Raw genomic sequence first — 25,394 nt, 5'->3', positions numbered from 1 at the left:
CTGCATCAACTGCCCTCCCCCTCCGTGCCGTTACCTCTCCAGATTAGGAGATCGCGCACACGCCGAACATTGCCGAACACCCCGCCGGACGGGGCGGTGTTCGGCCGGATCCGCCGCGTGTCCGCCGTTGGCCGGAGCCGATCGGTCTGCGTCGGGATCGTTCGTTCCATGGCGGCGTGGGCCCCGTTGTCGGGTGTGCTCGTGACATGACACAGAACAAGGACAACTCCGGTACCCCGGCCCCTTCCACTCCGGTCCCCACCACTCCGGTCCCTCCTCCTGCTGGACCGTCTCCCGCGACGCGGGAGCGGGGCCTCGACCTGGCCGCGCTCGTGGTGCTCATCGTGCTGGCCTGCACCGTCTTCACCGTTGCCGGACCGGAGGCGTTCTCCGCGGTGACGTGCGTCGGAGTGGGCCTGTTCTCCACGTGGCGGGCCCGCCGCTGACACGCTCCGCCCGGCCCCGGGACCGGCGGGAGCCACGCGTGACCGGCCCGGGGAAGCGCGCGGGAGCGCCGTCAGCGGTGCCTGGCGTTGACGACCAGGGCCCTGACCACCGCCGACGGGCTCAGGAAACGCAGCGGACCGATCAGGCGGGCCGCGAACAGGTACATGTGCCGGGCCATCGACACGTCGCGCGCCGCCGCCGAGAACATCAGCCGTTCCATGGGGTTGAACGGGCGGGACCTGGCGTAGTCGACGGCCAGGCGCTGGTGACCGCTCAGCCGGCGCCGGTGGGTGCGGGCGTACGTCGCGAGCGACCTGTCGAGGTCGTCGCCCCGGCCGGCCGCGGCCGGGGCGACCGCCTCCGCCAGCCACTTCGCGGACTGCAGGGCCCATCCGCACCCCACGCCCCACAGGGGGTCGCCGGTCAGGGCGGCGTCACCGATGAGCGCGATGCCCGGGGCGGCCGGCCTGCGGCTGTGGAGCGGGTAGTCGACCGTGCCGATGAATTTCGTGACGCGCTCGGCGGAGTCGACGGGCGGTGCCTCGGGCAGGGCGCGGACGAAGTCGAGGAAGCTGCCCTCCGGGTCCGCCCTGAAGGCCGGCAGCCGCTTCTTGTCGGGAAGCACGGCGAGGACCGTCACCCCGTCGTCGTTCGGGAACGCGTACGCCATGTCGGGTTCGAGGAACCAGGTCTGCCCGATCCCGCCGCGCAGCGGGAGGTCGCGGAAGTGCGCGAGGTAGCCGAACCGTGCGTTCTCGTACTGCTCGGCGGGTATCCCGGCGAACTTCGCCACGGCCGAGTCCTTGCCGTCGGCGCCGATCACCAGCCGGGCCCGGATCTCGCGCTCGCCCCGCGACGTCGCCGCGCGCACCCCCACCGTCCGCCCGGCTTCTTGGACCAGCCCGGTCACACGGTGGCCGGTGAGCAGTTCGACGCCGGGGGTATCGGCCGCACGGGCCCTGATCAACGGGTCGAGGGTGCTGCGCCGCACGTTGTACCCGTGCGGCAGCTCGGGGCCCGGGTGCGCGGCGTTCGGCTCGATCCAGCCCCAGCGGGTGTACCAGCGGGCGTCGTTGCGGACGGCCCCGGCCTTTTCGAGGTCGGGTACGAGGCCGAGCTCGTCCAGCACCGGGTGGGCGTTGGCCGTGATGGAGTGGGTGCACAGCACCTTGTACGCCTCGGGGTCGGAGCGGCGCTCCAGCAGCGCGACGCGGACACCGCGCCGGGCGAGCAGGATCGCGGCGGCGCTGCCGGCGAGGCCGGAGCCGCTGATGACGACGTCGTAGTCGTGCCCCGCGTCGCCGGGCCCGCTGCTCTCGCTCTTCGTCATGCGCCGATCGTCCCTTCGGTTCGTGCCGTGCACGGGAGTGGAGCGGGAGTGGTGCGGTGCCGTTTCTGTCAGGCACATGCCGAAGTGTAGGAGTCGAAGAGCTGAGGAGCCGGCGATCACACGTCTACGGAGGCCCGGAACCGAGCAGGGTGAAGGCCCCGTACACCCCCGACGCGAGCGCTGCCGCGCCCACGACGGCCACCACCGGGACCGTCCGCCACCGGGCACCCGCCAGGGCCGCCGCGGCGGGCAGCAGCAGCGGGAACGCGGGCATCATCAGCCGGGGCCTGGAGCCGAAGTAGCCGGACCCGATCAGCGAGATCACGACCACCAGGACGCAGTAGGCGATCACGGGCAGCGGCTGGCGCGGCCGTTGTCGTACGCACAGCCACACCACCCAGAAGAGGAAGGCGAAGGCCGCGCACAGGCCGAGCCCCGCGAAGACGTTGCGGCCGAACTGCTCGCCCACGAACGCGGCCAGCGCCGCCCCTCCGTCGATCCGGTTGTTCCAGCCCGCCTGGACGTCGAAGTACGCGAACGGGTGCCCCTCGCGCACGGCCACGAAGACGGTGTACGCCAGCCAGCCCAGCGGGGCCAGGCACGCGCCCGCCACCATCCGCCGGTGCGCCCGCAGCGGTACGCCCTCGCGCCGCGCGGCGACCAGCCGCCACAGCGCGGTGACGCCGATCGCCGCGATCAGCGCGACCGCGACCGGCCGGGTCAGCCCGGCGACCGCGCACAGCACCCCCGCCGTGATCCACCGGTCGGTCAGGACGGCGTACAGCGCCCAGGCCGCCAGCGCCGTGAACAGCGTCTCGGTGTACGCCATGGACTGCACGAACGCCGTCGGGTACACCCCCCACAGCACGGCCAGCAGCGTGCCCGTCCGCCGCCCGTGCAGCCGCGTGCCCACGGCGAAGATGCCCCAGGCGGCGGCGAGCGAGGCGAGCCACGACACCACCAGCCCCGCCCCGGCCACGCCGAGCGGCGGGATCAGGGCGGCCAGCCCCCGTTCCAGCGCCGGCAGCAGCGGGAAGAAGGCCAGATCGGAGTGGAGGGCGCCGTCCGGGAGCCGGATCTCGTACCCGTACCCGTGCTCGGCGATCCGCTGGTACCAGACGGAGTCCCAGCGCCCCGTCAGCCGGTGCATCCCGTCCTTGCCGGTGGCGGCGCCGCCGATCAGCAGGAGCGCGACGCCGACGAACCGCACGGCGACGTAACCCAGCAGCGCGGGCGCGGCGAGGCGGAACGAGACCGCCGACGGACCGGACACGGAATCCGACCGCGGGGCGGCAGCCCGGGGGAGGGGCACGTCCTTGATCTCGGGCATGTCGGAAGTATCGCGCGTCGTCGATCGCCGGACGGCAGCGGCTCCGGTGGCTCGGCCGTGACGATGGCGTCGAGCAGACCGTTCTCCTCCCTCCTCCCGGTGCCCCGCAGCGCTGTTGTGGATGTTCGGTGCTGGCGCGATCTCGTCTCTTTCAGTTCAGTGGTGACAGTTTGTGTGTAGCTTGTGACCGCTCGCATGGGAAGTGTGGGTGTCGTGGGTCATTCGTGACTCATGAGGGGGCCCTGGGGAGGGACGGCGTGCGCATGCGCGGCGAACGGTTCGGAACAGGTGTGTCCACACGGTGGCGAGCAATCACGGTGGGGATGCTGGGGCTGGCCCTGTCGGTCGGGCTGGTGCCCGCGGAGGCGGCTCCGTCTGCTCCCTCATCGGCAGCGGCCACGCGGACTCAGGGCAGCACCCTCGACGACTCGACGCCCGTGGGCAGCCCGGCGGGGCCGACCGCACTCGCGGCCGCCGAGCCGACCACGAACAACGCGGTGTACGCCTACGACGCGGCATCCCGCCTCGTCGGTGTCACGGACCCGGACGGCGAGACCGCCCGCTACCGCTACGACGCGGCGGGCAACCGCCTCGGCGTGGACCGTTTCGCGTCGAGTGCCCTGTCGGTTCTCTCCCTGGTTCCTGTTCGTGCCGCGTCGGGCGAGAGCGTCACCCTTTCCGGCACGGGGTTCTCGGCAACGGCGGCCTCCAACACGGTCTCGTTCGGAACGAAGACCGCTGTGGTCATGTCGGCGTCGGCCACCCGGCTGGTGGTGACCGTTCCCGAAGGCGCGGCCAAGGGGCCGGTCTCGGTAGCGGTCGGCAGTGGCAGCGCAACGTCGACGGAGACCTTCACCCCGGCGCAGGGCAAGCCCGTCGTCACCTCATATGCGCCGACCTCCGGGCCGCCGGGGACGGAAGTGGTGCTCTCCGGGTCCGATTTCGCGTCCGAAGTGACGGACAACGTCGTCCGTTTCAACGGCGGCAGGATCGCAGAGGTCGTCGAATGCACCGACACGGCTCTGAAGGTGAAGGTCCCCGCAGGCGCCAAGGCCGGGCGGATCACGGTCGAGACCCCTGGCGGTCAGGAGGTCGCTCCCGACTACTTCGATGTCCCCCTGGAGGGAAACGAGTTCGAGACAACGGTCGGTACGTCGCCGACCGATGAGAATCCGCCCTCGGTCTCGATCTCGGCCTCCGACAAGAGAGCCCGAGTGCTGATCGATGCCGACGCGGGCGACTTCCTGAGCTTCCATCTCTCCGGCTCGACGTTCAAGGGCGACCTGCGGCTGCGGATGGTCTCTCCCCAGGATGTCGAGCTCGATGACGTCCGGGTGAGTCCCGGCAAACTCTTCGACTGGGATCTCACCGACCTGCCGGTCTCCGGAACGTATTCCCTGGTCATCGAGCCGGCCGGCTCAAGCACGGGGCCGGGGACCGTCACGGTCACCGCATCTCTGCCCCTGGAGGCCGACCGGCTCTCACCGACCGACGCGACGCCTGCCGAGGTCAGCCTGAACAGGCCGGGGCAGCTGGCGCGAGCCGCTTTCGAGGCCCAGAAGGGCGACTACCTCTCGATCGGTGCGCTCGACAGTACCTTCACCGGTGCGGCCATGGTCACGGTGCGGACGCCGTCCGGTGAGACTGTCGGCTTGGGAGGGGCCCGCGTCACCTCCGGAGCTTCCGCAACGGTCGAGTTGGGGAACCTGCCGGAGACGGGAACCTACGTCGTCACCGTCAACCCCGACCCGGGGGTCACAGGAACACTGGGACTTCTGCTGTCGGCAGACATCAAGGTCTCCCTTTCACCGGACGCCGCATCCGTACCGGTGGTGGTACGACGTGGGCAACGGGTGCGAGCGGAGTTCACCGCACCGCCCGGCGGAATCGTGGGACTCGGCGTCACCGACGTGACCATCCCGATGAGTTCGTCCCTCCAGGCACGGGACGCCGACGGAAATCTCGTCGGAGGGTACGGAACCGTCACCGCGAACAGTGGCGGCAGTCTGCACCTGAACGGCCTGACCCCTGGAGACGACTACACAGCGGTGCTCCAGCCGCAGTCGGCCTCCGCCGGGTCGATGAAGTTCTGGCTCTCGACTCCGGTGACAGCCGCGCCCCTCACCACCAGCAGCCCCAGCACACAAACGGAACTGACACGGCCGGGGCAGCAGCTCATCGTTCCCGTCCTCGCCGCGGACAGCAGTGGGATCTCGGTCGTCCTGTCCGGCCCGAACGCCATGCAGGGCGGCAGCATCGCAAGAGTCACCCCCGACGGCCAGGTCGTGAACGGCGCCGGATACATCGGTGGAACATCGGGAGAGGCCGGAGTGGCTCTTCCCACGCCCCTGCCCGAGGGAACACATCTGCTTCTGGTCCAGCCCTTGCGCACGACCGCGGGCACTGTGACCGCATCGAGGGTGCCCGGGGTGAACGCCGGAACGCTGACGCTGGGCGGTGCCAAGCAGACGGCGGTGATCTCCCAGCCGTACGTGCACGCCTACTTCACCTTCACGGTCGAGTCGGAGAACGGGGCCAAACCCGACCTCGAGATCGAGGCACCGTCACCGTTCGACTGGATGGCGACGCTGATTGGTTCGGCAGGGGAGAAACGAGGCTTCGCCTACCTGCCCAAATCGACTCTCTCTGCGTCCTTCGGTTCCCTCGCCCCGGGTACGTACACCTTGGTGGTCGAGCCGGTGGGCCCGGCGACCGGTCAGATCACTCTCGGTCTCAAGGACGGATCCGCCGCCGCGGCGAGCGGCGGTGACGGCACGAGCAAGGCAGCGGGGATCGTTCCCGAGGGGGCGGACGCCTGGCAGCCCGGCAAGCGGCAGAAAGCCGGCCGGGACTGGGTTACCGGCCGCGGCGACGGGCCGGAAGCTCCCCGGAAACTTCGTTCGCCCCCGGGCAGGACGGCGTTGACCGGTCACGTGCTGAAGCTGGACGGCAAACCCCTGGCGAAGGTCACCGTCTCCGTCGGCGACAAGACGGCCAGAACCGACTCCCGCGGCAGGTTCCTGCTGGCCGGCATCAGTCCCGACGCGAAGACCCTGGTGGTCGACGGCTCGACGGCCAACACGAGGAAGCGGCAGTACGGCCGCTTCGACATACACATCGGCCCGAAGCGCGGTCAGAGCGTCGACCTCGGGTTCCCGGTCTGGATGACGCCCCTCGACACCAGGAACACGGTGCGCTTCGCCGCCCCGGCGAAGTCCGACGTCGTGCTGAGGACCCCGAAGATTCCCGGGCTCGAAGTCCGCATCCCCAAGGGTTCGGTGGTCCGGGACGAGAAGGGCAAGCCGGTCACGGAGCTGGGAATCACCGCCGTACCCATCGACCGGCCGCCGTTCCCGCTGCCCGAGAACAGCGTCGTGCCGGTGTACTTCACCGTGCAGCCGGGCGGCACGTACGTCTTTCCCAAGGGCGCTCAGGTCATCTATCCGAACTACACACGCGAAGCCCCCGGCACCCGCGTGGAGTTCATGGACTACGACCCGAAGAAGAAGGGCTGGTACGTCTACGGGCACGGGAAGGTGTCCGAGGACGGCCGCCAGGTCGTGCCCGACGCCAAGACACGGGTCTGGGCCTTTCACGGCGCGATGTTCAACATCCCCGACTGGCTTCCCTGGGACCTGCCGTGGGTGAAGGACGCCTTCGACTGGCTGTCCGGCGACCCCGTCGACCTGTCCACCGGAATGCTCACCGACTCGCGTACCGACCTGGCCGTGTCCGATTCCCGTGGCTCTGCGGAGATCACCCGGACCTACTGGCAGGGCGACACACGAACCCGCGCCTTCGGCATCGGGCGCGACCTCTCCTACAACGTCTTCCTGCACTCGAAGAAACAGTACGAACAGGTCGACCTGTACCTGCCCGGCGGTCAGTCGGTGCCCTTCGTACGCACCTCGCCCGGCACGGGCTACGCCGACGCGGTCTTCGAACCCGTCGGAACCCCGTCCGGATACCACGGCACGAAGATCGTGTGGGGCGGCGACAGGGCGTGGCACATGAAGTTCCGTGACGGCACCACCTGGATCTTCCCCCAGTACGCGCCCCTGAAGGAGATACGCGACCGGCACGGCAACGCCGTGCAGCTGACGCGAGCCGGCGACAAGGGCGAGATCACGCAGATCTACACCCCCGGCGGCCGCTGGATCTCCCTCGCCTACGACACCCAGAAGCGCGTCTCATCGGTCCGGGACAACGCGGGCCGCACGACCGAGTACACCTACGACACCACCGGCCGCCTGGCCACCGTCAAGGACCCGGCAGGCAAGATCAGCCGCTACACGTACGACGGCACGTCCAACCGCATCAAGACAGCGGTGGACGCCCGTGGCATCACCTACATGTCCAATGTCTACGAGAGCGGGCGGGTCAAGGAGCAGACGCTCACCGAAGGCGCCAAGTACACCTTCGCGTACACGTTGACCGGCGCGGGCAAGGTGACCTCCACAACGGTCACGCAGCCCGGCGGCTCCCTGAGGCGGGTCGAGTTCGACGCCGACGGCTACGGAGTCAAGGACACCCGGGCGCACGGCAGCACCCTGGCCCGCACCACCCAGTACCACCGGGGACCCCGCCACCGGGTGGACGCGGTCACCGACCCGTACGGCCGTCGCACCGAATTCACCTACGACGCCAACGGATACGTCACCCGCACCACGGAACTCGCGGGTACGCCACAGGCACGCCAGTCCGGCACCGCGGTCTACGACGGTCCGTACGACCAGCCCACCACCCTCACCGATCCGCTGGGCAACACCACCACCCTCGGCTACGACGCCGTGGGCGACCTGCGGAAGGTGACCGACCCCGAAAAAAGGGAAACCACTCTCACCTACACCTCCGACGGGCAGGTGAAGACGGTGACCGACGCCTCCGAGGCGGTGACCGAGTACACCTATCTGAACGGTGAGATGGTGTCGGTCAAGGACGCGGAGGGCCGCACCAGTGGCCAGTTCCTCGACGCGGCGGGACGGCCGTCCGCTCTGACCGACGCGGCAGGATCCCGCACGACGCTCACGTACGACTCCCTCAACCAGACCCGCAGGATCACCGATCCGCTCGGCCAGGTCACCGCTCTGGACTACGACGAGAACGGCAACCTGACCACCCTCACCGACGCCCGCCAGAACGCCACCGTCTGGGCGTACGACAACGCGGACCGGGCCGAGTCGGCGACGGATCCGCTGGGAGCACAGGCGCTGTTCGCCCATGACGCCGCCGGCAACCTGGCGAAGGTGACCAGCCGCTCGGGCCAGGTCGCCACCACCGAGTACGACCTGCTGGGACGGGCGAAGAACACCAAATACGGCGTGAACGTGGCCGGTACGGCCGAGTCCACCGTCACCTACGCCTACGACGCGGTCGACCTGCCGAAGACGATCACGGACACCCAGGCGGGGACACAGACTCTCGGATACGACGAGTACGACCGGACGAAGACGGTCACCGGACCCACCGGCACGGTCTCCTACGTCTACGACGCGGCGGACCGGCGCAAGGAGATGACCGCAGCCGGGAAGACCACGCTCTACGGCTACGACACCTCGAACATCCTCACCTCCATCGCCTCCGGGGACCAGACGGTCACCTTCGGCCTGGACGCGGTGGGCCGCGAGAAGACCGCCGCACTGCCGGGCGGGATCACCCGTACCACCACCCTGGACAAGACGGGCACGATCAAGAGCATCGGCTACACCAAGGGCGCGGCCGACATCGGTGACCTCTCCTACACGAGGGACGTACGCGGCCTCCAGACCGGCCTGTCCGGCAGTCTCGCCTCGGTGGCGCTTCCGGCGGCAGAGACGGGCGCGGTGTTCGGGAAGGACAACCGGCTCACCACCTTCAACGGCCGCTCCTTCACCTACGACGCGGACGGCCGGCTCAAGACCGACGGAAAACGCACCTACACCTGGAACGCCCGCGGCCAGTTGTCCGGACTCACTGCCACCGGCGGGGCTTCGAGCCTGTTCACGTACGACGCACTGGGCACACGCGCCACCACAACCCTCGGTGACGCCACCAAGAAGTTCCTGACCGACGGCTCCAACCCGCTGGTGGAACAGGACGCCGCGGGAGCCGAAACGGCCACGGTCGCGGCGTCCGGCCTGGACGAGTACCTGACCCGCACCGAGAACAACGCGACGCAGATCTACCTCACCGACGCGCTGGGCACGGTCGTCGGCCTGGCCGACACCGACGGCACGGTCACCACCCGCTACACCTACGACCCCAACGGCCAGTCCACGACCTCGGGCGCCGCGTCCTCCAACCCCTACACCTTCACCGGACGCGAGTCCGACGGAACGGGGCTCCTGTACTACCGCAACCGCTACTACGACCCCGAGACCGGCCGCTTCATCTCCCAGGACCCGATCGGGCACGCGGGTGGCACCAACCTCTACCAGTACGCGCTCAGTTCACCCACCACCTACACCGACCCCTCGGGCAACAGCCCACTGCTCGCGGGCTGTGTCTTCGGAGGTCTCTCCGAAGCCGGCCTCGACTGGCTCGGCCAACGCCTGTCGGGCCGCAAGGTCGACTGGGGCCAGGTCGGCGTCTCCGCGGCCATGGGCTGTGCGACCGGCATGCTCGGCGCCGGGGGCGCGTCCAAGTGGGCGTCCCTGGGCAAGTGCCGCAAGGCCGGCAACAGCTTCACCTCGGACACCCCCGTTCTCCTCGCGGACGGCACCCGCAAACCGATCAAGGACGTTCGGATCGGCGACGAGGTCCTGGCCACCGACCCCGAAACCGGCGAAACCGGCCCCCGCCCGGTCACGGCCCTGATCAAGGGCACGGGCGACAAACAACTGGTCGACATCACCCTCGACACGGGTGCGTCCCACTCCCTGACGGCCACGGACGGCCACCCCTTCTGGGTCCCCGCCCTGAACCGCTGGGTCGAAGCCGACGAACTCACCGCCGGCCAGTGGCTCCGGACGAGCAGTGGCACCTGGGTACAGATCACTGCGGTCACCCACCGCACCAAATCCACCACGGTCTACAACCTCACCGTCGCGGACTTCCATACGTACTACGTGCTGGCGGGGGCCACGCCGGTACTCGTTCACAACTCGAATTGCCTGGGAATTGGTCCCGGATGGTTCCCGCATGGGAGTGGAAAAATTCCGAGCGGCTGGTCTGGCCCCAATATGACGAGTAAATTCAGAAAGAATGCAAATAAGGAGGGCTTTGTGTGGCGTGCTCCGAAGGGGCAAGATAGTGTTCGTATCGACAGGGGGGACTTCAATTCCCAATGGGGAACCCAGCAAGTTGATCACGTGGTGATTAACTCCAAGGGAAGAATTGTGGGGCGTGGTGGCGAGCTTCTGCCGCCTAATGCGCGGATACAGGATTACCCGGCGGAAGCTCACGTCCCGCTCAGTGAGTGGCAGACATGGAGGAGTTGGAATGCCCCATGAGGGTCATGATCTTAAGACGCCTTGGGTGCGGAGTCAGTTGATTGATTGGCTGGTCAAACTGGGTGATCGGGACTGGCAAGAGGGGAACTGGGTGAGTCGGGTGCCAGATGTCTCTGGCCTTGATGAGGCATTGGATTTCTTCGACGACTCGGGTGTCCTGGCTGAACCGACCGGAAGGCTGGGGTACGTCCTTATCGATGATGAGGAAGTCTCTGCAATGGTCGCACTGAACTCCTCGCTTGATTTCGTTCTGTCTTCTTCTGCGTCAAGCGACGCGGAGATGATTCATTCTCAAGGGTGGGGTGATGTCGTCGCAGCGGCACGTGAAGCCTTGAAGGTCATGGGTAATGTTCCTGGAGAGAAGTGGCGGACGCGCAACTGCTCCTGAATCGTGGCGAGCTCTACGCTCTGTTTCGGAGCAGGGTCGACATGTTCGGGTTGGGCGGCGAGCTCTGCTGCTGTCCGCACTGTGGCTGAAGGTGGATCACGTCAACGATCTGCAAGCCCCTGACTGAGCGTGTCAATCCACTTGTCGCCGGACGGGGGAACGAAGAAGTATCCGCCGCCCGTGGTCAGCAAGTACTTCGCCAGGGGTTCCCCTTCCAGGCGTTTCTGGGCTGCTTCGAATCCTTGGGCCAAGTCCCGCTGGAAGCAGGAGAAGATGATCCCCGTGTCGTCGTTGCCCCGGTCGTAGTTGTAACTGCGCCGCACGATCGGTGGAGGAGTGCGGCGGTCGGGGGCTGCGAGGCGTACATGTGAATCAAGCGGGGTGAGCCTGCCGGTGGGATCGGCCGCGAAGTTGGGCTGTTCGCCGGCCGGGGTGCCGTCGAGCCATCCCCCGTCGCGTCGGCGGCCGATGATCCGCTCCTGTTCTCGTACCGAGTCCTTGTCCCACAGGTCGGTCGCGAAACGAACGATGCGCACGACCTGGTAACTGCCGCCCACGGCCCACTGGGGTTCGTCCTGATCGGCAGAAGTGAGTGCACGGTCGAGGGATTCCCTCTCGGTGCCCGGATTGCCGAAGCCCTCGGTGAAGTGGAACGGGTTGCGGGACAGGCCCCTGCCGTCCTCGACCCGGTTGGCGGGACGGGAGCCATTGATGTGCCACCGAACTGTCCAGTGCGGGGAGGTGGTGTTCCTGATGCGCTCAACGGTCTTCTGTATCACCGCGGCCTTTTCGCTCGCGACGTGGGCGAGAATGTCTCCGTGCGACATGGCGGGGTCGAGCAGGTCGCCGGTGAAGTGCGGCATCTCCTTGAGTTGGCGAGGAATCGACTTCTCGGATCCGAAAAGTGTCGCCCCGAGGGCGAACCCCACGGATGTGTCCGGATCGGCGGCAGTACGAAACCGTTTCACCAGTTCTCTCAGCGCGCCACGTGACCGCCCGACGTCGAGCGAGATCAACGCCACGTATTTTTCCGGCAGAAGTCTGCGCAGCTGGACCGGAATGTCGGCGGAGTCGTCAGAGCCGGCACCGTCCCCTGCGGTGCCTTTGCCTGTCAGGCCGTAAGCAGCCGCGCCCCCACCTGCTAAAGCAACCGCCACGCCCGAAGCCATCAAGTTCCTGCGTCGTATCACTTCGACCTCGCTCGCTTCGATGGGCCTGCTGCTTCATCGACTTCTCATCTTGTCAACCGAAGCGCGTCCGCGACAGTTGTGCCCGGAGCCCGAGTCCAGGGCCTCTCGCGAGGGCGGTCCGGGGTGGATGTCAGAGGTGTCTGTCAGGCTCGGGGCATGGAGATGACCGTGCAGCTGACGATCGACTGTGCCGATCCGCAGAGGATGGTGGCGTTCTGGAGCGAGGCTCTGGGGTACGTGCCCGAACCCCCGCCGGCCGGTCATGTCACGTGGCGGGATTACTGGGCGGCCATGGGGGTGCCCGAGGAGGAGCTGCCCGCGGGTGCGGGGGACATACCGGAGTCGATCATCGATCCCGCGGGGCGGGGGCCGCGGGTGTGGTTCCAGCAGGTTCCGGAACCCAAGACCATCAAGAACCGCATCCACTTCGACCTGAAGGTCGGCGGCGGGCGCGACGTCCCGTTGGAGGTCCGCACGCAGCGGGTCACCGCCGCGGTGGAGAGACTGGTCGAGGCCGGGGCCGGTGTGGTTCGGATCGCGGACGAGCCGGACATGGGGCAGTACGCCGTCCTGCTCCAGGACCCGGAGGGCAACGAGTTCGACGTCGTCTAGACCGCGTTGCGGTGGAGGGGCGGGGGAGAGAGCCGGCCTTCCTCTTCTCGTCCGGGAGGATTGCGTGCATGGATCAAGTACACGCGGCGGGTTCGTCGTCGGCGCAGAGCGAGCCCCTTGTCGTTGTCGCGGCCGCGGTCGTCCAGGACGGGCGACTCCTGGTGGTGAGCAAGAAGGCGGCACCCGAGGTCTTCTACCTCCCGGGCGGAAAGCCCGACGCCGATGAGGGGGCGCGGGAAACCCTGATGCGGGAATTCGAGGAGGAGCTCGGCGTCCAGCCCCTGGATCCGCGGTTCCTCGTGGACGTCGAGGCCGTCGCGGCTCTGGAGGGTGTCCCCATGCGGATGACCGTCTTCCAGGCGCGTCTCGGCGGGACACCGTTCCCCGCCGCTGAACTGGCACGGATGCGTTGGGTGTCCGGTCGCGAGGAGGACCTTCACCTCGCTCCGGCCGTGCGGGATCATGTGCTCCCGCTCCTGAGGCAACGGGGTGTGCTCGCGGCGTAGGTCCGTGATCTGCGGAAATACTTGGCCCGGAGGCCCGGAGGCCCGGAGGCCCGGAGGCCCGGAGGCCGGCAGTCGGGCAGGGCCTGGAGTCGGGTCCCGCGAGCGGATCAAGTGGGCGCCGGTTCATGACACTTCATGACATGGCGCCGTAGAGGTCACGTTGCGACGGCGTTATGGACACGACTCCGCGGTCGGTCCTGCCGGGAGCGCGGCACAGAAACGATCATGGCGGGCACGTGCAGGTTTCATGGAGGAGGCGTACGTGTTCGGCAAGGCGGCACGCATGGTCCGGCATCTGGAGGCGACGGGAGTCGGGCTGCCGCCGGACCACGCAGTCGTGGTCGGCGCACCGGACGCACGCGCCACCGACGCCATGGCCGCCGCCCGCCGTGGCGCGTACGCACCGGCCCGCGTACTCCTCGCCACCACGCGCGAAGAGGCCGACTGGACCCTGCGGGACGAGTCCGTGCGTGCCCTCGCCGAAATCGCCGTGGACGACGCGGCGTGGCTGAACGCCTGGCTGGCCGAGTCGCCGGACGACCCCGACGCCCTCGTCGTCGAGGCGTTCCGGCGGATCGCCGAGGCGCAGAAGGTCCGTACGGGCGCGTACGCGAAGGACGTGGCCGCGGACCGGTTCCGCGCCTTCTTCTCGCTGCTGGACGACGCGCTGCCGGTCGTCGAAGCGGCCGTGGCGGCCGGCCCCGGCGACCCGGTCCCGTGGTCCGCGGTCCTGGCCCACTGCATCGGTGCGCAGGCACCGCGCGAGGTCTTCGACGACTGCCTGAGCCGGGCGCTCAGCTGCGGGCCCCACCACTTGCCCACCCACCTCCAGGCCGTGCAGTTCCTCTCCGCCAAGTGGTACGGCAGCCACGAGGAGATGCTCGACCACGTGGCCCGCGCCGCCGCCGACGCCCCGCAGGGCTCCCCCGTCCGCGCCCTGGAGGTCGTGGCACTGACGGAAGTCGGCATCGGGGGGGACAGAGAGGGGGACAGGAAGGGGAGGCGTCCGGGCAGGAACGGCGGCCAGGAATCTTCCGGCGCCGACCGGACCGACGCGATCATCGCCACGGCGCAGGCGTACTCCGCGTCGCGCCCGCCCGAGGACCGTGGTGCCCGCCTGATCCGCAACCACCTGGTGTGGGCGCTGAACCGCCAGGAACGCTGGGCCGAGTCGCTGGACGTCTACCGCTCCATCGGGCGGCACGCCACCGAGTACCCGTGGGCCTACGCAGGGGACCCCTTGCAGGCATTTCTGCACTTCCGGGACCACGCCCGGTCCCGGCTCGCCGCCTCCGTCCCCCGCAACGGCACCGTCCCCGCCCCCGCGGTGCCGCTGCCGGAATCCGCGTGGCCGCAGGCGGCACAGGAGATCGCGTACGTGCCCACCTCGCCGCAACGCGTCTCGCAGGAACTGCTGCTGTGCGGGGCGACCGTCCGGCTCGCTCCGGCCGGACGGTGGACGCTGATGGAGACGGCCCCGTCGCAGGAGGCACCCGGCAAGCGCGGGCGCCGCGCGACGCTGCTGCGCCTCGACGGACTGGCAAGGGTCGCGGAATCCGCGTTCGGTGCCACTCGGCTGACCACCCTGGTCGCCCACTGCGAAGGGATCGACTCCCGGGCCCTGACCGTCGTCGGCAAGGGCAGTACGACCGCCCGGCACCGGTGGGCGGGGCCCGGGGCGACACCGTCGCAGGAGACCGCGCAACAGCACGCGGAACTGTTCGTCGCGGCGGCCGGCAGCGGCGACGCCCGCGAGGTGGCACGGCTGCTGCGCGACCCGGGCGACCCGTCGGAGCTCCTGATCCGCACCCTGGCCACGCTGGGCCTCCCGCCGCTCCCGGTCGGCTTCGGCGAGCGCCCGGAGGTCCTGGCCGGTGTCCGGGGGGCCACCGTCCACCAAGCCCGCTCGCTGTGGCAGGGCATGAAGGACTTCATGAGCGACGACACCGATCCGAACCCGCCGCTCCGGCTCGACGGCCGGTGACCGGTGGTTCCGGAACGACTCCGGGCGCGGATGACGCTGCGGGCGCCCCCGCTCGGCATGCCGAAACGCCGCTTGCCCGTACATGCATCGGCGGGCCGGACGGCCGCGCCCTCGGGCGGTCCCGCGGCGGGCCGGCCATGAGGATCCGCCGTGCCGCGGGCAGCCGCTGCCGGCCGCTCGCTTTCGTGCTCATGCCCGGCCGGGCGGGTGACGCGCCCGCGGTCGAACGCCGCATCGACCGGCTCAAGCGGTGGCGCGGCCCGGCCGTGCGAACGGACAAGCTCGCCACTGCCCGCCAGGCCGCGTTCCACCTGGCTTCCACCTCATCCGGGCCCGCAGGTGCCCCACGTGAGAAGTTCTAGGGCTGATCGCCGATGCCGAGGGCGTGCTCTTTGAGGAATGCGCCCGCGTGGGCCGCTGCTTCTTCGGCGGTCGCATGCGGTGCCCCATCGGCGGCCGTGCCGGCTGCTCCGTCGGCGCCTCGTCCGGTCCAGCCCCAATCGCCGGAAGGCGACTGCGTCAGCTCAGCAGTCCCTCCGAACAACGCAAGCGTGCTTCTGCCCGCTGTCGCGGGTGCCGGGCGGCTGACGGCCTCGGGCCATTTCTTGCGGGCGCCCTGCCGGGTGATGCCCCAGACGGCCCCCAACTGCTCATAACTCGCGCCGTAGGAGCCGGCGGTTGCCGCAGCCTGCTCCGTGAGCCGCTTCACCTCCCCATCCATCACCTTCCACGCGGCCAGGACGGACAGCGCCACTTCGATGGGATTCGCCTCCCACATGCGGTCGGCGGGCAGCCCGGTCTCCCGGGAGCGGATGGCCGAGGCCAGGGGGTTCAAGGCGTCGTACAGGGCCTTGTCGAGCTCTACCTGCTCTTCCGGGGTGATCTCAGAAGCCGTCATGCGACAACTATAGTTTCCGAGCCCGGCTAAGTAAACTAAAGTTTACGCGCCGTGCCGGTCGTCATCGCATCAGAGGGGCGCGTCATGGTCGTGACGGGCGAAGACCTCGCGGAGGGTGAGCAGGGCCGCTTCCTTCTCCTCCTCGTCCTCGTACAGCCCGTCCTCGCTCCGGGCCTTCACGACGGCCTCCGGGGTGAAGTCCTGGCCGAAACGGTAGGAGTCGAGGCAGTAGCCGAAGCCGGAGTCGGCGAACAGGTCCGCGTCCTCGTCCTCGCAGTACTCCGTCAGGCCGTCGGACACGTGCCAGCGGGTGCCGTCGTACCAGAAGACGCCGCCCGCGTAGTGGATCGTCCGGCCCGTCCCGGGGTCCGTGAGGTTCAGCGACTCGTAGTTCTCGGGCCGGTCGCGGACCAGGGTGACGAGGGACTCGGGGACGCCCTTGTAGAAGGACTCCTGGAGGTCGTAGTCCTCCTCGGCGTACAGGTTCAGGTCCGACTCGTGGTCGAACGTCAGCAGCAGCGCGCGGCCGTCCTCCGCGAAGTACCAGACCGCGGACTGGCCGCCGCGGTCGTTCCAGGCCAGACGGTGTGCGCCGGGCACCGTCACCGGTGCGACCCCGGCGAGATCGTCCATGACGGCCGCGCGGCGCCGCACTTCCGGGAGGGGTGTCGCTGCCAGGGCATCCCACATCGCGTTACTCATTTCCGCAGGGTATCCACCGCCTACGACAAGACCGTTCCCCGTTCCCCGTTCCCTGTTTCCCGGGTCGCGTCCGGGTCCGGGCCTCGGGGGCCGAGCTCCGGGAGTCGGGGTTCGGGTTTTGAGGCTCGGGAAGGGGGTGGTCGCTCGTTCGGGGGTACGGGAGGGGTTCCCGTCCGCGACTTCGAGGCAGTTGCCGCCGTCTCCATTGCTGTGACTGCTTTTGCGCCAGGTGGCAATGCTGAGGTCAAGGTCGACGCCGGCCATTTCGGTACTCCTCAGCCGCCTTCTCGATCAGGGCGAGGGACACCTCCGGCGGCAAGGCGGCGGCCCTCAGCCGATCGTATGCCTTGCGGTAGCGCCCCACGATGGCCGGATCGTCGATGGTTTGACCGTGGTAAGGGCCCTCGGTGTAGAGCAACGACGGTTCGTCGTCGAAATCCATGAGGAAGAGGGGCAGTTCCGAGAGAGCACGGGTCGGTCCGTTCCACGGAAGGACCTGCACAACAATGCGGCTGTGCTGGACCAGGGCAGCGATGTGGTCCAGCTGCTCGGCCATTTCCGCAGGCGGGATGATGGAATGGTGTACCAGGGACTCGTGCAGGATCACCCAGTACTCGGGTTTCCTGGGGTTGTCGAAGAGCTGGGCCCGCTGCAGCCGGGTGGCGATCTTGGCTTCGACCTCTTCCTGTGTGTCCAGGGAGTGCGCGGAGCGGACGACTGCATCGGCGTACGACCTGGTCTGAAGCAGCCCAGGGATGAGAGTGCCGGACCACTCGCTGATGGTCCGGGCTCGTTTCTCCGCCTCCGCGACCGCAGCGAAGTACGAAGAGTGGGCGCCTCTCCTGGCCTTCCGTACATCCTCGCAACTCCGCGCGAAATAACCGTCCGTGCCGAACACCCGGTCCGCGTGCTGGGCGAGGTCCAGCGGGATGCTGCGGTTGCCGTGCTCGATCTCGCTGAGGAGCGTGATGCCGTAGAAGCTGCCCTCCGACAGCTTCTCCAGGGTCATCCCGGCTTTCTCCCGTTGGTAGCGGAGCTCCTTGCCGTAGAACTGCGGGACGCCTGCCGAACCGTCGATCTCCTTGCGCGTAGCCACCTTTGACCACCTTTCGCGCCGTGCGTCGTGAAGCGGGAAACCCTTTCAAAGTAGAGGTCCGCGCGGCAGCGTGTGAGGTGTTCGTCACAGTGCGCAACGAAAGGTGTACGGCTCCTCATGAACGACAAGCCCGACGGCAGGCATGGCGACGCATCCGCGTCGGACGGCACATCCATGCACGACATCCCCACCTACGACGTCGGCGCGGCCATCGACGCGTTGCGGGACGCGCTCACCGCGCACGGCATCACCCTGCCGTCGCTCGGGGTCGATCCGCTGACCCTCGCCGGGTGGACGACCCGGCCGCCGTTGATCGCGCTCGGCAACTGCAACGCGGTCACCGCGCACCGGCTGGCCGAGGTGTTGCGTTCGGCGGCCGGGGGATGAGCCCGTTGCCGGTCGCGCTGGACCTGCTCGCGGTGCCGAAGGCCGTACCGGAGGTGCGGCGGACCCTGCGGGAGCGGTGCGGGGGCGCGGATTCGCCCGATCTGCTGCTCTGCGTCAGCGAGTTGCTGACCAATGCGATCGTGCACCTCGGGGAGGGGACGCCGGTGACGCTCCGGGTCAGCGGTACGTGCACCGGCCGGATCCGCGTCGAGCTGAGCGATCCCGAACCGGGCGCCTGGCCGGTGATACGGAGTGCGGCGGGCGGTGACGAGTCGGGGCGGGGGCTGGCGCTCGTGGACGCGCTGGCGCTGCGGTGGGGCGTCGAGCAGGGGCCGCGCGGCAAGACGGTCTGGTGCGAACTGCGGGCCCCCGGTCCGTCCGTCGGTCCGTCCTYCGWCGRAGGACGGACCGACGGAACGGGTCAGCGCAGGGTGAGCGAGGTCTCGGAGTCGACGCGGGTCAGCTTCTCCGGGTTGCGCACGTAGTAGAGGCCGGTGATGCGGGCGTCCTCGATCCGGAACGCCATGACGCCGTCGATCTCGCCGTCCAGGCGCAGCAGGAACGCCGGGTTGCCGTTGGCCAGGGTGGGCTCGATGGTGATCGTCTCGGCGATCTTCCGGGTGCCGCCGACGAGGTAGCGGGCCACCTTGTCCGCGCCGATGATCGGCCGCCGGGATGCCTGCTTGACGCCGCCGCCGTCGCCGAGGAGGACGATATCGGGGGCGAGCACGTCCAGGAGGCCCTGGAGGTCCCCGGTCTCCAGGGCGCGCCGGAACGAGTCCACCGCCGCCCGGGACACGCTCGCCGAGACCGCCGCGCGGGGGCGGCGGGCGTCGACGTGCCGCCGGGCTCGGTGGGCGATCTGGCGGACGGCCGCCGGGGTCTTGTCGACGGCGGCGGCGATCTCGTCGTAGTCGACGTCGAAGACCTCCCGCAGCACGAAGACGGCGCGTTCCGTCGGTGACAGGGTCTCCAGGACGAGCATCAGGGCCATCGACACGCTCTCGGCGAGTTCGACGTCCTCGGCCACGTCCGGCGCGGTGAGCACCGGTTCGGGGAGCCAGGGGCCGACGTACGCCTCCTTGCGGCGCGACAGCGTGCGCAGCCGGTTGAGGGCCTGACGGGTGGTGATCCGTACCAGGTAGGCGCGTCGGTCGCGGACCTGGTCCAGGTCGACCTCGACCCACCGCAGCCAGGTCTCCTGGAGGACGTCCTCCGCGTCGGCCGCCGAGCCGAGCATCTCGTAGGCGACGGTGAAGAGGAGGTTGCGGTGGGCGACGAATGCCTCGGTCGCCGGGTCGGTGGTGGCGATCTCGTCGTGGTCGCCGCGGTCGTCGTTCACGTCTTCTGGCCTCTCTGCAACTCTCTCGGCCGACAGGTTCCGGCTCTTACGCCGTGTGCCCGGCGGCGGTGGCCGGTGCCTCGTCGCGTGCGGGGCTCGGACCGTTCCTGTGTGCCTTGCGTGCCTCGTTCGTCAACTGCTTGACGGTGGACTTGCAGACGAACTCCTTGAGCTTCCCACCGGGGTTGCCCGCCAGGAGGAGCGGGATCGCGTGGTCGTTCAGGGTGGCGAACTGGAAGATCCCGGCGCGGCGGCCCAGGCTGAGGCACTGGCCGGCGAAGAACAGCTTGAGGGGTGCGGGGCGCTCGCCCGCGATCCGGCTGAGCACCGTGCGGGCGGCGCGCGAACCCAGTTGGCCCGCGGCCTGGCAGCTCATCCGGAACGGCATGTCCACCGGGGCCGCCGCGTCCCCGGCCGCGATGATCCGGGTGTCGTCCACGCTGGTCAGCGTCTCGTCCGTGATCAGGCGGCCCACGGTGTCGGTGCTCAGTCCGCTGCGGGCCGCCAGGTCCGGCACGCCGAAGCCGGTGGCCCGGACGGTGACCCGGCTGGGGAGTTCGCGGCCGTCGTCGAGCCGTACGGAGTCGGCGGTCACGGCCGCGACCCGCGCGCCGGGGCCCGCGACCACGGTCACGCCGAGTCCGGCCAGGGTCCGGGCGACCGAGCGGCGGCCCCGGGGGTGCAGGTACGGGCCGAGCTCCTCGCCGCAGACCAGGGTCACGGACCGGCCCTCCTCGGCCAGTTCGGCGGCGGTCTCGATGCCGGTCGGGCCGGAGCCGACCACGGTCACCGGGGCCTTCGCGGGCGCGTCGGCGATGAGCGGCCGCAGCCGCCGGGCCTCCTCCAGGGTGGCGATCGGGTGGGCGAACTCCGCCGCGCCGGGCACGTCCGGTTCGGCGCTGCCGCTGCCCACCGCGTAGACCAGGTAGTCGTAGCCGACCGTGTCGCCGCCCGCCAGTTCCAGCCGGCGCCCGGCCGCGTCGATCGTGGTGACGCTGTCGACCACCAGCCGGACGTTCCCGGCCAGGACCTCCCCGTAGCCGACGACCGCGTCGTCGTTCCCGCCGACCAGCTGGTGCAGGCGGATGCGCTCGACGAACTCGGGGCGCGGGTTGACCATCGTCACGGTCACGTCGCCGTGGTGTGCCAGCCGGTTGGCCGCGGCGACGCCCGCGTAGCCCCCGCCGATGACTACCACGCCGGTGTTCTTGTTCATGGTGTCCACGTCTCCGTCCGTTCCGTCGGTCGCTTCCGGCATCAAGACACCGGGTGGATCGGAGCTGTGACAGGGAGTGAGCCAGATCACTCCTGCCGCCGCTGCGGCGGCCGCGTACGCGAGTCGGGAAAGGCCCCGGGACGCCGCTCATCCGGACTCTCCCCGCCCCCTTTGCCTCTGGCTGCAAAGGCTTGTCGGCGGTCGCGCGGGGGCGGCACGGTGGGGCGGGCCGGAGGGCTCCCGGTCACCGGTTCACGGCTTTTGGGTTTCGGGCTTCGGTCTTTGGTCGGGAGCACCTCTGCGGTCCGTGTGTGACGTCTGGAACGAACGGAGGGACGAGCAAGTGAAGACCAACCGAACGCGTCTCGGTCTCGTCGGTGCCCTGAGCGCGATGCTGATGGCGTCGGCCGTCGGCGCTCCCGCCCGGGCCGCGGTCCCGGATTCCGCGCCCGGGACGACGGCGACTGCGCCGGAGACGGCGGTCGCGGCGGTCGCGCCGTCGGTTTCCCCTGCCGTCCCCAGTTTCCACGTGAAGGACGGCGCCCTCTTCTCCTGCGCGGTGGGGAGCTTCTGCGCCGCGGTGCGGGATCCGACGACGGGGGACTGGAAGGTCCACGTGTTCCGTCAGTGCGGGAGCCACTACCTGTCGAACTGGGTAGGCGACGGGTTCTACAGGAACAACCACACGGTCCCTGTCAAGCTCATCGGCAGCAACGGGAACGTCCTGCGGGAAGTGCCGCCGGGAGGCGGCATAGTGGGCGTCGACTGGTCGGCGGTATGGGCGATCCGTCTCTGCTGACGGACTGTCCGGCCTGACACGGACGGTTCCGTCGCGCAGGCGCCGGCCCGGTGCGCAGGCACCGGGCGGCGGGCGCCCGGCCAGTGGGCCCGTCGGTGCGGGACCGGTGGGTCCGGGGCGGGCGGTGCGAGCCCGCCCCGGGCCCGTGCCGCCCGCGCTGCCCGCCCGCGCCCACCTCGGACCCGTACCCGCCCGTGCGCGTACCGGCCCCGTGCCGCCCGTGCGCGTCGTACCGGCGCGGTATCGCCTATCTCGGCGGCAGGGGCGGGCGTCTGCGGTCCGGGACGTTGTCGTACGTCGGCGGGGTCGCCGCCGGTTGTGCGGCCAGCAGGTCCAGGGCCATTCGCACCGCGTCGTCCAGCACCGCGTACCGGCCCTCGGCCCAGTCGAGGGGGGTGCGCAGGGCCTCCAGGTCCGGTTCGACGCCGTGGTTCTCGACCGACCAGCCGTACGTGTCGAACCAGGCGGCGTTCATCGGCACGGTGATCACCGTGCCGTCGACCAGCCGGTGCCGTCCCGTCATGCCGACCACACCGCCCCAGGTCCGCTGGCCCACCACCGGGCCCAGCTTCAGCAGCCGGAACGCGGCGGTGATCATGTCGCCGTCGGAGGCCGTCGCCTCGTCGGCCAGGGCGACCACCGGGCCCCGGGGGGCGTTGGAGGCGTAACTGACGGGCTGGGCGTTGCGGGTCAGGTCCCAGCCGAGGATCGTGCGGGTCAGCTTCTCCACCACCAGTTCGCTGATGTTGCCGCCCGCGTTGCCGCGCACGTCGACGATCAGGGCCGGGCGGGACACCTCCAGGCGCAGGTCCCGGTTGAACTGGGCCCAGCCGGAGCCGCCCATGTCCGGGATGTGCAGGTAGCCGCACTTGCCGCCGCTCAACTCCCGTACGACCTCGCGGCGTTTGGCCACCCAGTCCTGGTAGCGCAGGGGGCGTTCGTCGACCAGCGGGACGACGGCGACCCGGCGGGAGCGGCCGCCGCCACCGGCGGCGCGGAAGGTGAGTTCGACCGTGGTGCCGCCCGCCGCGGACAGCAGCGGGTAGGGGCCCGCGACCGGGTCCACCGGGCGGCCGTCGACATGGGTGAGGACCGCGCCCTCCCGGATGCCCGTACCGGCCAGCGGGGAGCGGGCCTTGGAGTCGGAGGAGTCGCCGGGCAGGATGCGGCGGACCGTCCAGTCGCCGTCCCGGCACACCAGGTTCGCGCCGAGCAGGCCGATCGCCCGCTGGTAGTGCGGCGGGCCCTCGTTGCGGCGGGCCGGGGACACGTACGCGTGCGAGGTGCCCAGTTCGCCCAGGACCTCGCGCAGCAGGTCGGCGAATTCGTCGGGGGAGGCGACCCGTTCGACGAGCGGGCGGTACTGGTCGAGCACGGCGTCCCAGTCGATGCCGCACATGTCCGGTTCCCAGAAGTACGCGCGGATGATGCGGCCGGCCTCCGCGTACGCCTGACGCCATTCCGCGGGCGGATCGACGTCGTGCAGGATGCGGCGCAGGTCCAGGTAGACCGTCGAGTCGCCGTCGGCGATCTCGGTGGCGGGCACGGCGCGCAGCTCGCCCTCGTCCATGACGACCAGCCGGGTGGCGTCGCCGCTGACCGCGAACCAGTCGAGGTGGGCGACGAGTTCGGTCTTGCGGGCCTTGGAGATGTTGAAGTGTTCGAGGGTGGGGCGGCCCGACATGTCCGCCGGGTTGGCGAAGGTCTCGCCGAGCGCGCCCGAGATCGGCCAGCGCAGCCAGACCAGCCCGCCGCCGCTCACCGGGTACAGGGCCGAGTACTTCGACGCGGAGACCGGGAACGGCGTCACCCGGTTCTCCAGGCCCTCGAACTCGACGGTGACCGTGGAGGGCCCCTCGCCCGTGACGGCCTCCGGGGGCTCGTCGACCGGGTCGAGACCGCCCGCCGCCGGACGGCCCTCGGGGGACAGGGCGAACGGGGAGGGGGTGGCCGAGGAGAGCGGCACCAGGTAGGGGCGGCAGCCCAGCGGGAAGGACAGGTCGCCGGTGTGGACGTCGTAGACCGGGTCGAAACCGCGCCAGGAGAGGAAGGCGAGGTAGCGGCCGTCGCCCGTGAAGACGGGGTTCTCGTCCTCGAAGCGGCCGTTGGTGACGTCGACGATGACGGGGGCGCCGGTGCCCAGGATGCGGGCCAGTTTGATCTGCCGCAGCGAACGGCCGATCCCGGGGTGCGACCAGGTCAGCCAGGCGCCGTCGGGGGAGAACGCCAGGTCGCGGACGGGGCCGTTGATGGAGCGGATCAGCTCGGTGGGCTCGCCGGTGGCGGTCCCCGCGCCGGTCCCTTCTCCGGTGGTCTCCGTACCGGTCCCCGTACCGACCCCTTCCTCGATTCCTTCCCCGATGCCTGTACCGATCCCTGCACCGATTCCTTCCCCGGCCTCCTCTCCGGTTTCCAGGATCAGCAGCCGGCCGTCGTCGGTGGCGATGGCCAGGCGCTCGCCGTCCGGGTCGGCGACCATCTCCTGGACCCGGCCGATCAGGCCGGAGGCCAGCCGGCGCGGCTCGCGTTCGCCGCTGGCACGCGGCAGGGAGGCGATCTCGACGGCGTCCGCGCCGTCCGCGTCCGTGACGTAGGCGACCTGGGCGCCGCTGCCGAGCATCTCGGGCAGCCGGACCCGGACGCCGGGGGTGTCGGCGATGGTCCGGGCGGGGCCGTCGCGGTGGGTGAGCCAGTACAGGCTGCCGCGCACGGCGACGGCGCTGGCCCGGCCCGTCTCGTCCACGGACAGCGAGTCGATGTTGCTGGCAGCCGGGATCTGGTACGTGCGCCGCCCGGTGCGCGGGCCGCCGAGCCGGACCTCCAGTTTCCGGGGCACCGCGTCCGGCGAGGCCAGGTCGTCCACCAGCCACAGGTCGCCCGCGCACTGGTAGACCACCCGGTGCCCGTCGCTGGAGGCGTGCCGGGCGTAGAAGGCGTCGTGGTCGGTGTGGCGGCGCAGGTCGCCGCCGTCGGGCCGGCAGGAGTACAGGTTGCCGACGCCCTCGTGGTCGGAGAGGAACGCGATCCGCCCGGCGACGAACATCGGCGAGTCGAGATGGCCGCCGATGTCCGGGAGCAGCCGCTTGCCGTGCAGCCACAGGCGTCCCGTCGCGCCGCCCCGGTACCGCTTCCAGGAGGCCGGCTCGTGCGGCGGGGTGCCGGTGAGCAGCAGGGTGCGGCGCTCGCCCTCGATGTCGGCGATCGCGATGTCGGAGACCGGGCCCCAGGGCAGTTTGCCGCCGGGGCTGCCGTCCGTGGGCAGGGTGTAGGCCCAGGAGACGTGCGAGAACGGCTGGCCGTGCGAGGACACGGCGAGAATCTGGGCGGCGTCCCCGGCGTCGGGGGTCCAGCCGCAGACCCGGGCGTCGGTCGATCCCCAGTAGGTGAGCCGGCGGGCCGGGCCGCCCTCCACCGGGGCGAGGTGGATCTCGGGGTCGAGGCTGCGCCAGGTCGTGTAGGCGATGCGGCTCCCGTCGGGGGAGAAGCGCGGATGGCCGACCCTGGTCCGGTCGGCGGTCACCCGCCACGCGCGGCCGGGCCGCTCGCCCTCCGGGGCGAGAGGGGCGACCCAGAGGTCGTCCTCGGCCGCGAAGCAGAGCAGGTCGTCGTGGAGGTGCGGGAAACGGAGATACGCGACGTCGTCACTCACCCTCCAATGCTTTCCGCGCGGAAGGGCCCCGGCAACTCGTGGTGCGGGGCGCGCCGGAGCACGGGGCGCCCCGCACCACGAGTTGCCG

At 70.1% G+C, this 25,394-nt stretch carries 18 protein-coding genes and 1 pseudogene; 9 read left to right on the top strand and 10 right to left on the bottom strand.

Annotated elements, in window-relative coordinates:
* Positions 1-206 precede the first annotated feature (206 nt).
* On the top strand, positions 207-446 hold the full coding sequence (locus EAO76_RS15740; protein ID WP_148836568.1) for a hypothetical protein: 240 nt from the start codon (positions 207-209) through the stop codon (positions 444-446).
* A 71-nt stretch (positions 447-517) separates the two neighbouring features.
* Here the strand turns inward: EAO76_RS15740 and EAO76_RS15735 are convergent, their stop codons facing one another.
* The gene (locus tag EAO76_RS15735) at positions 518-1,777 is read right to left on the bottom strand and encodes an NAD(P)/FAD-dependent oxidoreductase (protein WP_148836567.1); all 1,260 of its coding nucleotides are present in this window, start codon (positions 1,775-1,777) and stop codon (positions 518-520) included.
* A gap of 124 nt (positions 1,778-1,901) precedes the next feature.
* On the bottom strand, positions 1,902-3,107 hold the full coding sequence (locus EAO76_RS15730) for a mannosyltransferase family protein (protein ID WP_148836566.1): 1,206 nt from the start codon (positions 3,105-3,107) through the stop codon (positions 1,902-1,904).
* A gap of 323 nt (positions 3,108-3,430) precedes the next feature.
* Between EAO76_RS15730 and EAO76_RS15725 the strand changes: the two genes are divergently transcribed.
* Together EAO76_RS15725 and EAO76_RS15720 are read left to right on the top strand one after the other, a co-directional pair.
* A complete protein-coding gene (locus EAO76_RS15725) occupies positions 3,431-10,537 on the top strand; it encodes a polymorphic toxin-type HINT domain-containing protein (protein WP_187438639.1) in 7,107 nt (2,368 codons plus the stop codon).
* Positions 10,527-10,925, top strand: a complete 399-nt coding sequence (locus EAO76_RS15720) for an SCO4402 family protein (protein ID WP_148836564.1) — start codon at positions 10,527-10,529, stop codon at positions 10,923-10,925. Before EAO76_RS15725 ends, EAO76_RS15720 begins: the two co-directional genes overlap by 11 nt.
* Before the next feature lie 101 nt (positions 10,926-11,026).
* Here the strand turns inward: EAO76_RS15720 and EAO76_RS15715 are convergent, their stop codons facing one another.
* A complete protein-coding gene (locus EAO76_RS15715; protein ID WP_148836563.1) occupies positions 11,027-12,094 on the bottom strand; it encodes a Dyp-type peroxidase in 1,068 nt (355 codons plus the stop codon).
* Positions 12,095-12,271: 177 nt separating this feature from the next.
* Between EAO76_RS15715 and EAO76_RS15710 the strand changes: the two genes are divergently transcribed.
* From EAO76_RS15710 to EAO76_RS15700, 3 genes are all read left to right on the top strand, one after another.
* Positions 12,272-12,727, top strand: a complete 456-nt coding sequence (locus EAO76_RS15710; protein WP_148836562.1) for a VOC family protein — start codon at positions 12,272-12,274, stop codon at positions 12,725-12,727.
* 68 nt (positions 12,728-12,795) lie between these two features.
* Entirely contained in the window at positions 12,796-13,233 is a 438-nt protein-coding gene (locus tag EAO76_RS15705; RefSeq protein WP_148836561.1) for an NUDIX domain-containing protein, read from the top strand.
* 247 nt (positions 13,234-13,480) lie between these two features.
* Complete coding sequence (locus EAO76_RS15700; protein WP_262375499.1) at positions 13,481-15,217, top strand: hypothetical protein; 1,737 nt, start codon at positions 13,481-13,483, stop codon at positions 15,215-15,217.
* A 358-nt stretch (positions 15,218-15,575) separates the two neighbouring features.
* Here the strand turns inward: EAO76_RS15700 and EAO76_RS15695 are convergent, their stop codons facing one another.
* The 4 genes and pseudogenes from EAO76_RS15695 to EAO76_RS15680 form a co-directional block, all read right to left on the bottom strand.
* Positions 15,576-16,115, bottom strand: coding sequence for a hypothetical protein (locus EAO76_RS15695; RefSeq protein ID WP_262375498.1), 540 nt, complete (start codon positions 16,113-16,115; stop codon positions 15,576-15,578).
* Between the two features lie 69 nt (positions 16,116-16,184).
* On the bottom strand, positions 16,185-16,817 hold the full coding sequence (locus EAO76_RS15690) for a hypothetical protein (protein ID WP_148836674.1): 633 nt from the start codon (positions 16,815-16,817) through the stop codon (positions 16,185-16,187).
* A gap of 174 nt (positions 16,818-16,991) precedes the next feature.
* Positions 16,992-17,081 (bottom strand): annotated as a pseudogene (locus EAO76_RS15685) (DUF397 domain-containing protein); the annotation flags it as partial.
* Complete coding sequence (locus tag EAO76_RS15680; protein WP_148836560.1) at positions 17,062-17,913, bottom strand: helix-turn-helix transcriptional regulator; 852 nt, start codon at positions 17,911-17,913, stop codon at positions 17,062-17,064. The gene EAO76_RS15680 and the pseudogene EAO76_RS15685, both read right to left, overlap by 20 nt.
* A gap of 174 nt (positions 17,914-18,087) precedes the next feature.
* Here EAO76_RS15680 and EAO76_RS15675 point away from each other — a divergent pair, with 174 nt between their 5' ends.
* Together EAO76_RS15675 and EAO76_RS15670 are read left to right on the top strand one after the other, a co-directional pair.
* Complete coding sequence (locus EAO76_RS15675; RefSeq protein WP_148836673.1) at positions 18,088-18,300, top strand: hypothetical protein; 213 nt, start codon at positions 18,088-18,090, stop codon at positions 18,298-18,300.
* On the top strand, positions 18,297-18,785 hold the full coding sequence (locus tag EAO76_RS15670; RefSeq protein WP_148836559.1) for an ATP-binding protein: 489 nt from the start codon (positions 18,297-18,299) through the stop codon (positions 18,783-18,785). Before EAO76_RS15675 ends, EAO76_RS15670 begins: the two co-directional genes overlap by 4 nt.
* Here the strand turns inward: EAO76_RS15670 and EAO76_RS15665 are convergent.
* Entirely contained in the window at positions 18,722-19,642 is a 921-nt protein-coding gene (locus EAO76_RS15665) for an RNA polymerase sigma-70 factor (RefSeq protein WP_262375497.1), read from the bottom strand. The two genes, EAO76_RS15670 and EAO76_RS15665, sit on opposite strands and share 64 nt — an antisense overlap.
* Positions 19,643-19,688: 46 nt before the next feature.
* Positions 19,689-20,858, bottom strand: a complete 1,170-nt coding sequence (locus tag EAO76_RS15660) for an NAD(P)/FAD-dependent oxidoreductase (protein WP_148836558.1) — start codon at positions 20,856-20,858, stop codon at positions 19,689-19,691.
* A gap of 391 nt (positions 20,859-21,249) precedes the next feature.
* Here EAO76_RS15660 and EAO76_RS15655 point away from each other — a divergent pair, with 391 nt between their 5' ends.
* On the top strand, positions 21,250-21,657 hold the full coding sequence (locus tag EAO76_RS15655) for a hypothetical protein (RefSeq protein ID WP_148836557.1): 408 nt from the start codon (positions 21,250-21,252) through the stop codon (positions 21,655-21,657).
* A gap of 247 nt (positions 21,658-21,904) precedes the next feature.
* Here the strand turns inward: EAO76_RS15655 and EAO76_RS15650 are convergent, their stop codons facing one another.
* Positions 21,905-25,306, bottom strand: a complete 3,402-nt coding sequence (locus tag EAO76_RS15650) for a S41 family peptidase (protein ID WP_148836556.1) — start codon at positions 25,304-25,306, stop codon at positions 21,905-21,907.
* Positions 25,307-25,394 lie beyond the last annotated feature (88 nt).

Origin of the sequence: Streptomyces sp. sk2.1, assembly GCF_008120935.1 — a bacterium.
Taxonomy (GTDB): domain Bacteria; phylum Actinomycetota; class Actinomycetes; order Streptomycetales; family Streptomycetaceae; genus Streptomyces.
Note: the sequence above shows the minus strand (reverse complement) of the source record. Positions and strands in the feature narration are given on the sequence as shown.

What these genes read in the sequence shown, in the direction of transcription:
- EAO76_RS15710 (WP_148836562.1), top strand. Translation starts at nt 12,272, where the DNA reads ATGGAGATGACCGTGCAGCTGACGATCGACTGTGCCGATCCGCAGAGG.
- EAO76_RS15715 (WP_148836563.1), bottom strand. Translation starts at nt 12,094, where the DNA reads ATGGCTTCGGGCGTGGCGGTTGCTTTAGCAGGTGGGGGCGCGGCTGCT.
- EAO76_RS15660 (WP_148836558.1), bottom strand. Translation starts at nt 20,858, where the DNA reads ATGAACAAGAACACCGGCGTGGTAGTCATCGGCGGGGGCTACGCGGGC.
- EAO76_RS15730 (WP_148836566.1), bottom strand. Translation starts at nt 3,107, where the DNA reads ATGCCCGAGATCAAGGACGTGCCCCTCCCCCGGGCTGCCGCCCCGCGG.
- EAO76_RS15690 (WP_148836674.1), bottom strand. Translation starts at nt 16,817, where the DNA reads ATGAGTAACGCGATGTGGGATGCCCTGGCAGCGACACCCCTCCCGGAA.
- EAO76_RS15675 (WP_148836673.1), top strand. Translation starts at nt 18,088, where the DNA reads ATGCACGACATCCCCACCTACGACGTCGGCGCGGCCATCGACGCGTTG.
- EAO76_RS15735 (WP_148836567.1), bottom strand. Translation starts at nt 1,777, where the DNA reads ATGACGAAGAGCGAGAGCAGCGGGCCCGGCGACGCGGGGCACGACTAC.
- EAO76_RS15705 (WP_148836561.1), top strand. Translation starts at nt 12,796, where the DNA reads ATGGATCAAGTACACGCGGCGGGTTCGTCGTCGGCGCAGAGCGAGCCC.
- EAO76_RS15700 (WP_262375499.1), top strand. Translation starts at nt 13,481, where the DNA reads ATGGAGGAGGCGTACGTGTTCGGCAAGGCGGCACGCATGGTCCGGCAT.
- EAO76_RS15725 (WP_187438639.1), top strand. Translation starts at nt 3,431, where the DNA reads ATGCTGGGGCTGGCCCTGTCGGTCGGGCTGGTGCCCGCGGAGGCGGCT.
- EAO76_RS15655 (WP_148836557.1), top strand. Translation starts at nt 21,250, where the DNA reads ATGCTGATGGCGTCGGCCGTCGGCGCTCCCGCCCGGGCCGCGGTCCCG.
- EAO76_RS15720 (WP_148836564.1), top strand. Translation starts at nt 10,527, where the DNA reads ATGCCCCATGAGGGTCATGATCTTAAGACGCCTTGGGTGCGGAGTCAG.
- EAO76_RS15740 (WP_148836568.1), top strand. Translation starts at nt 207, where the DNA reads ATGACACAGAACAAGGACAACTCCGGTACCCCGGCCCCTTCCACTCCG.
- EAO76_RS15695 (WP_262375498.1), bottom strand. Translation starts at nt 16,115, where the DNA reads ATGACGGCTTCTGAGATCACCCCGGAAGAGCAGGTAGAGCTCGACAAG.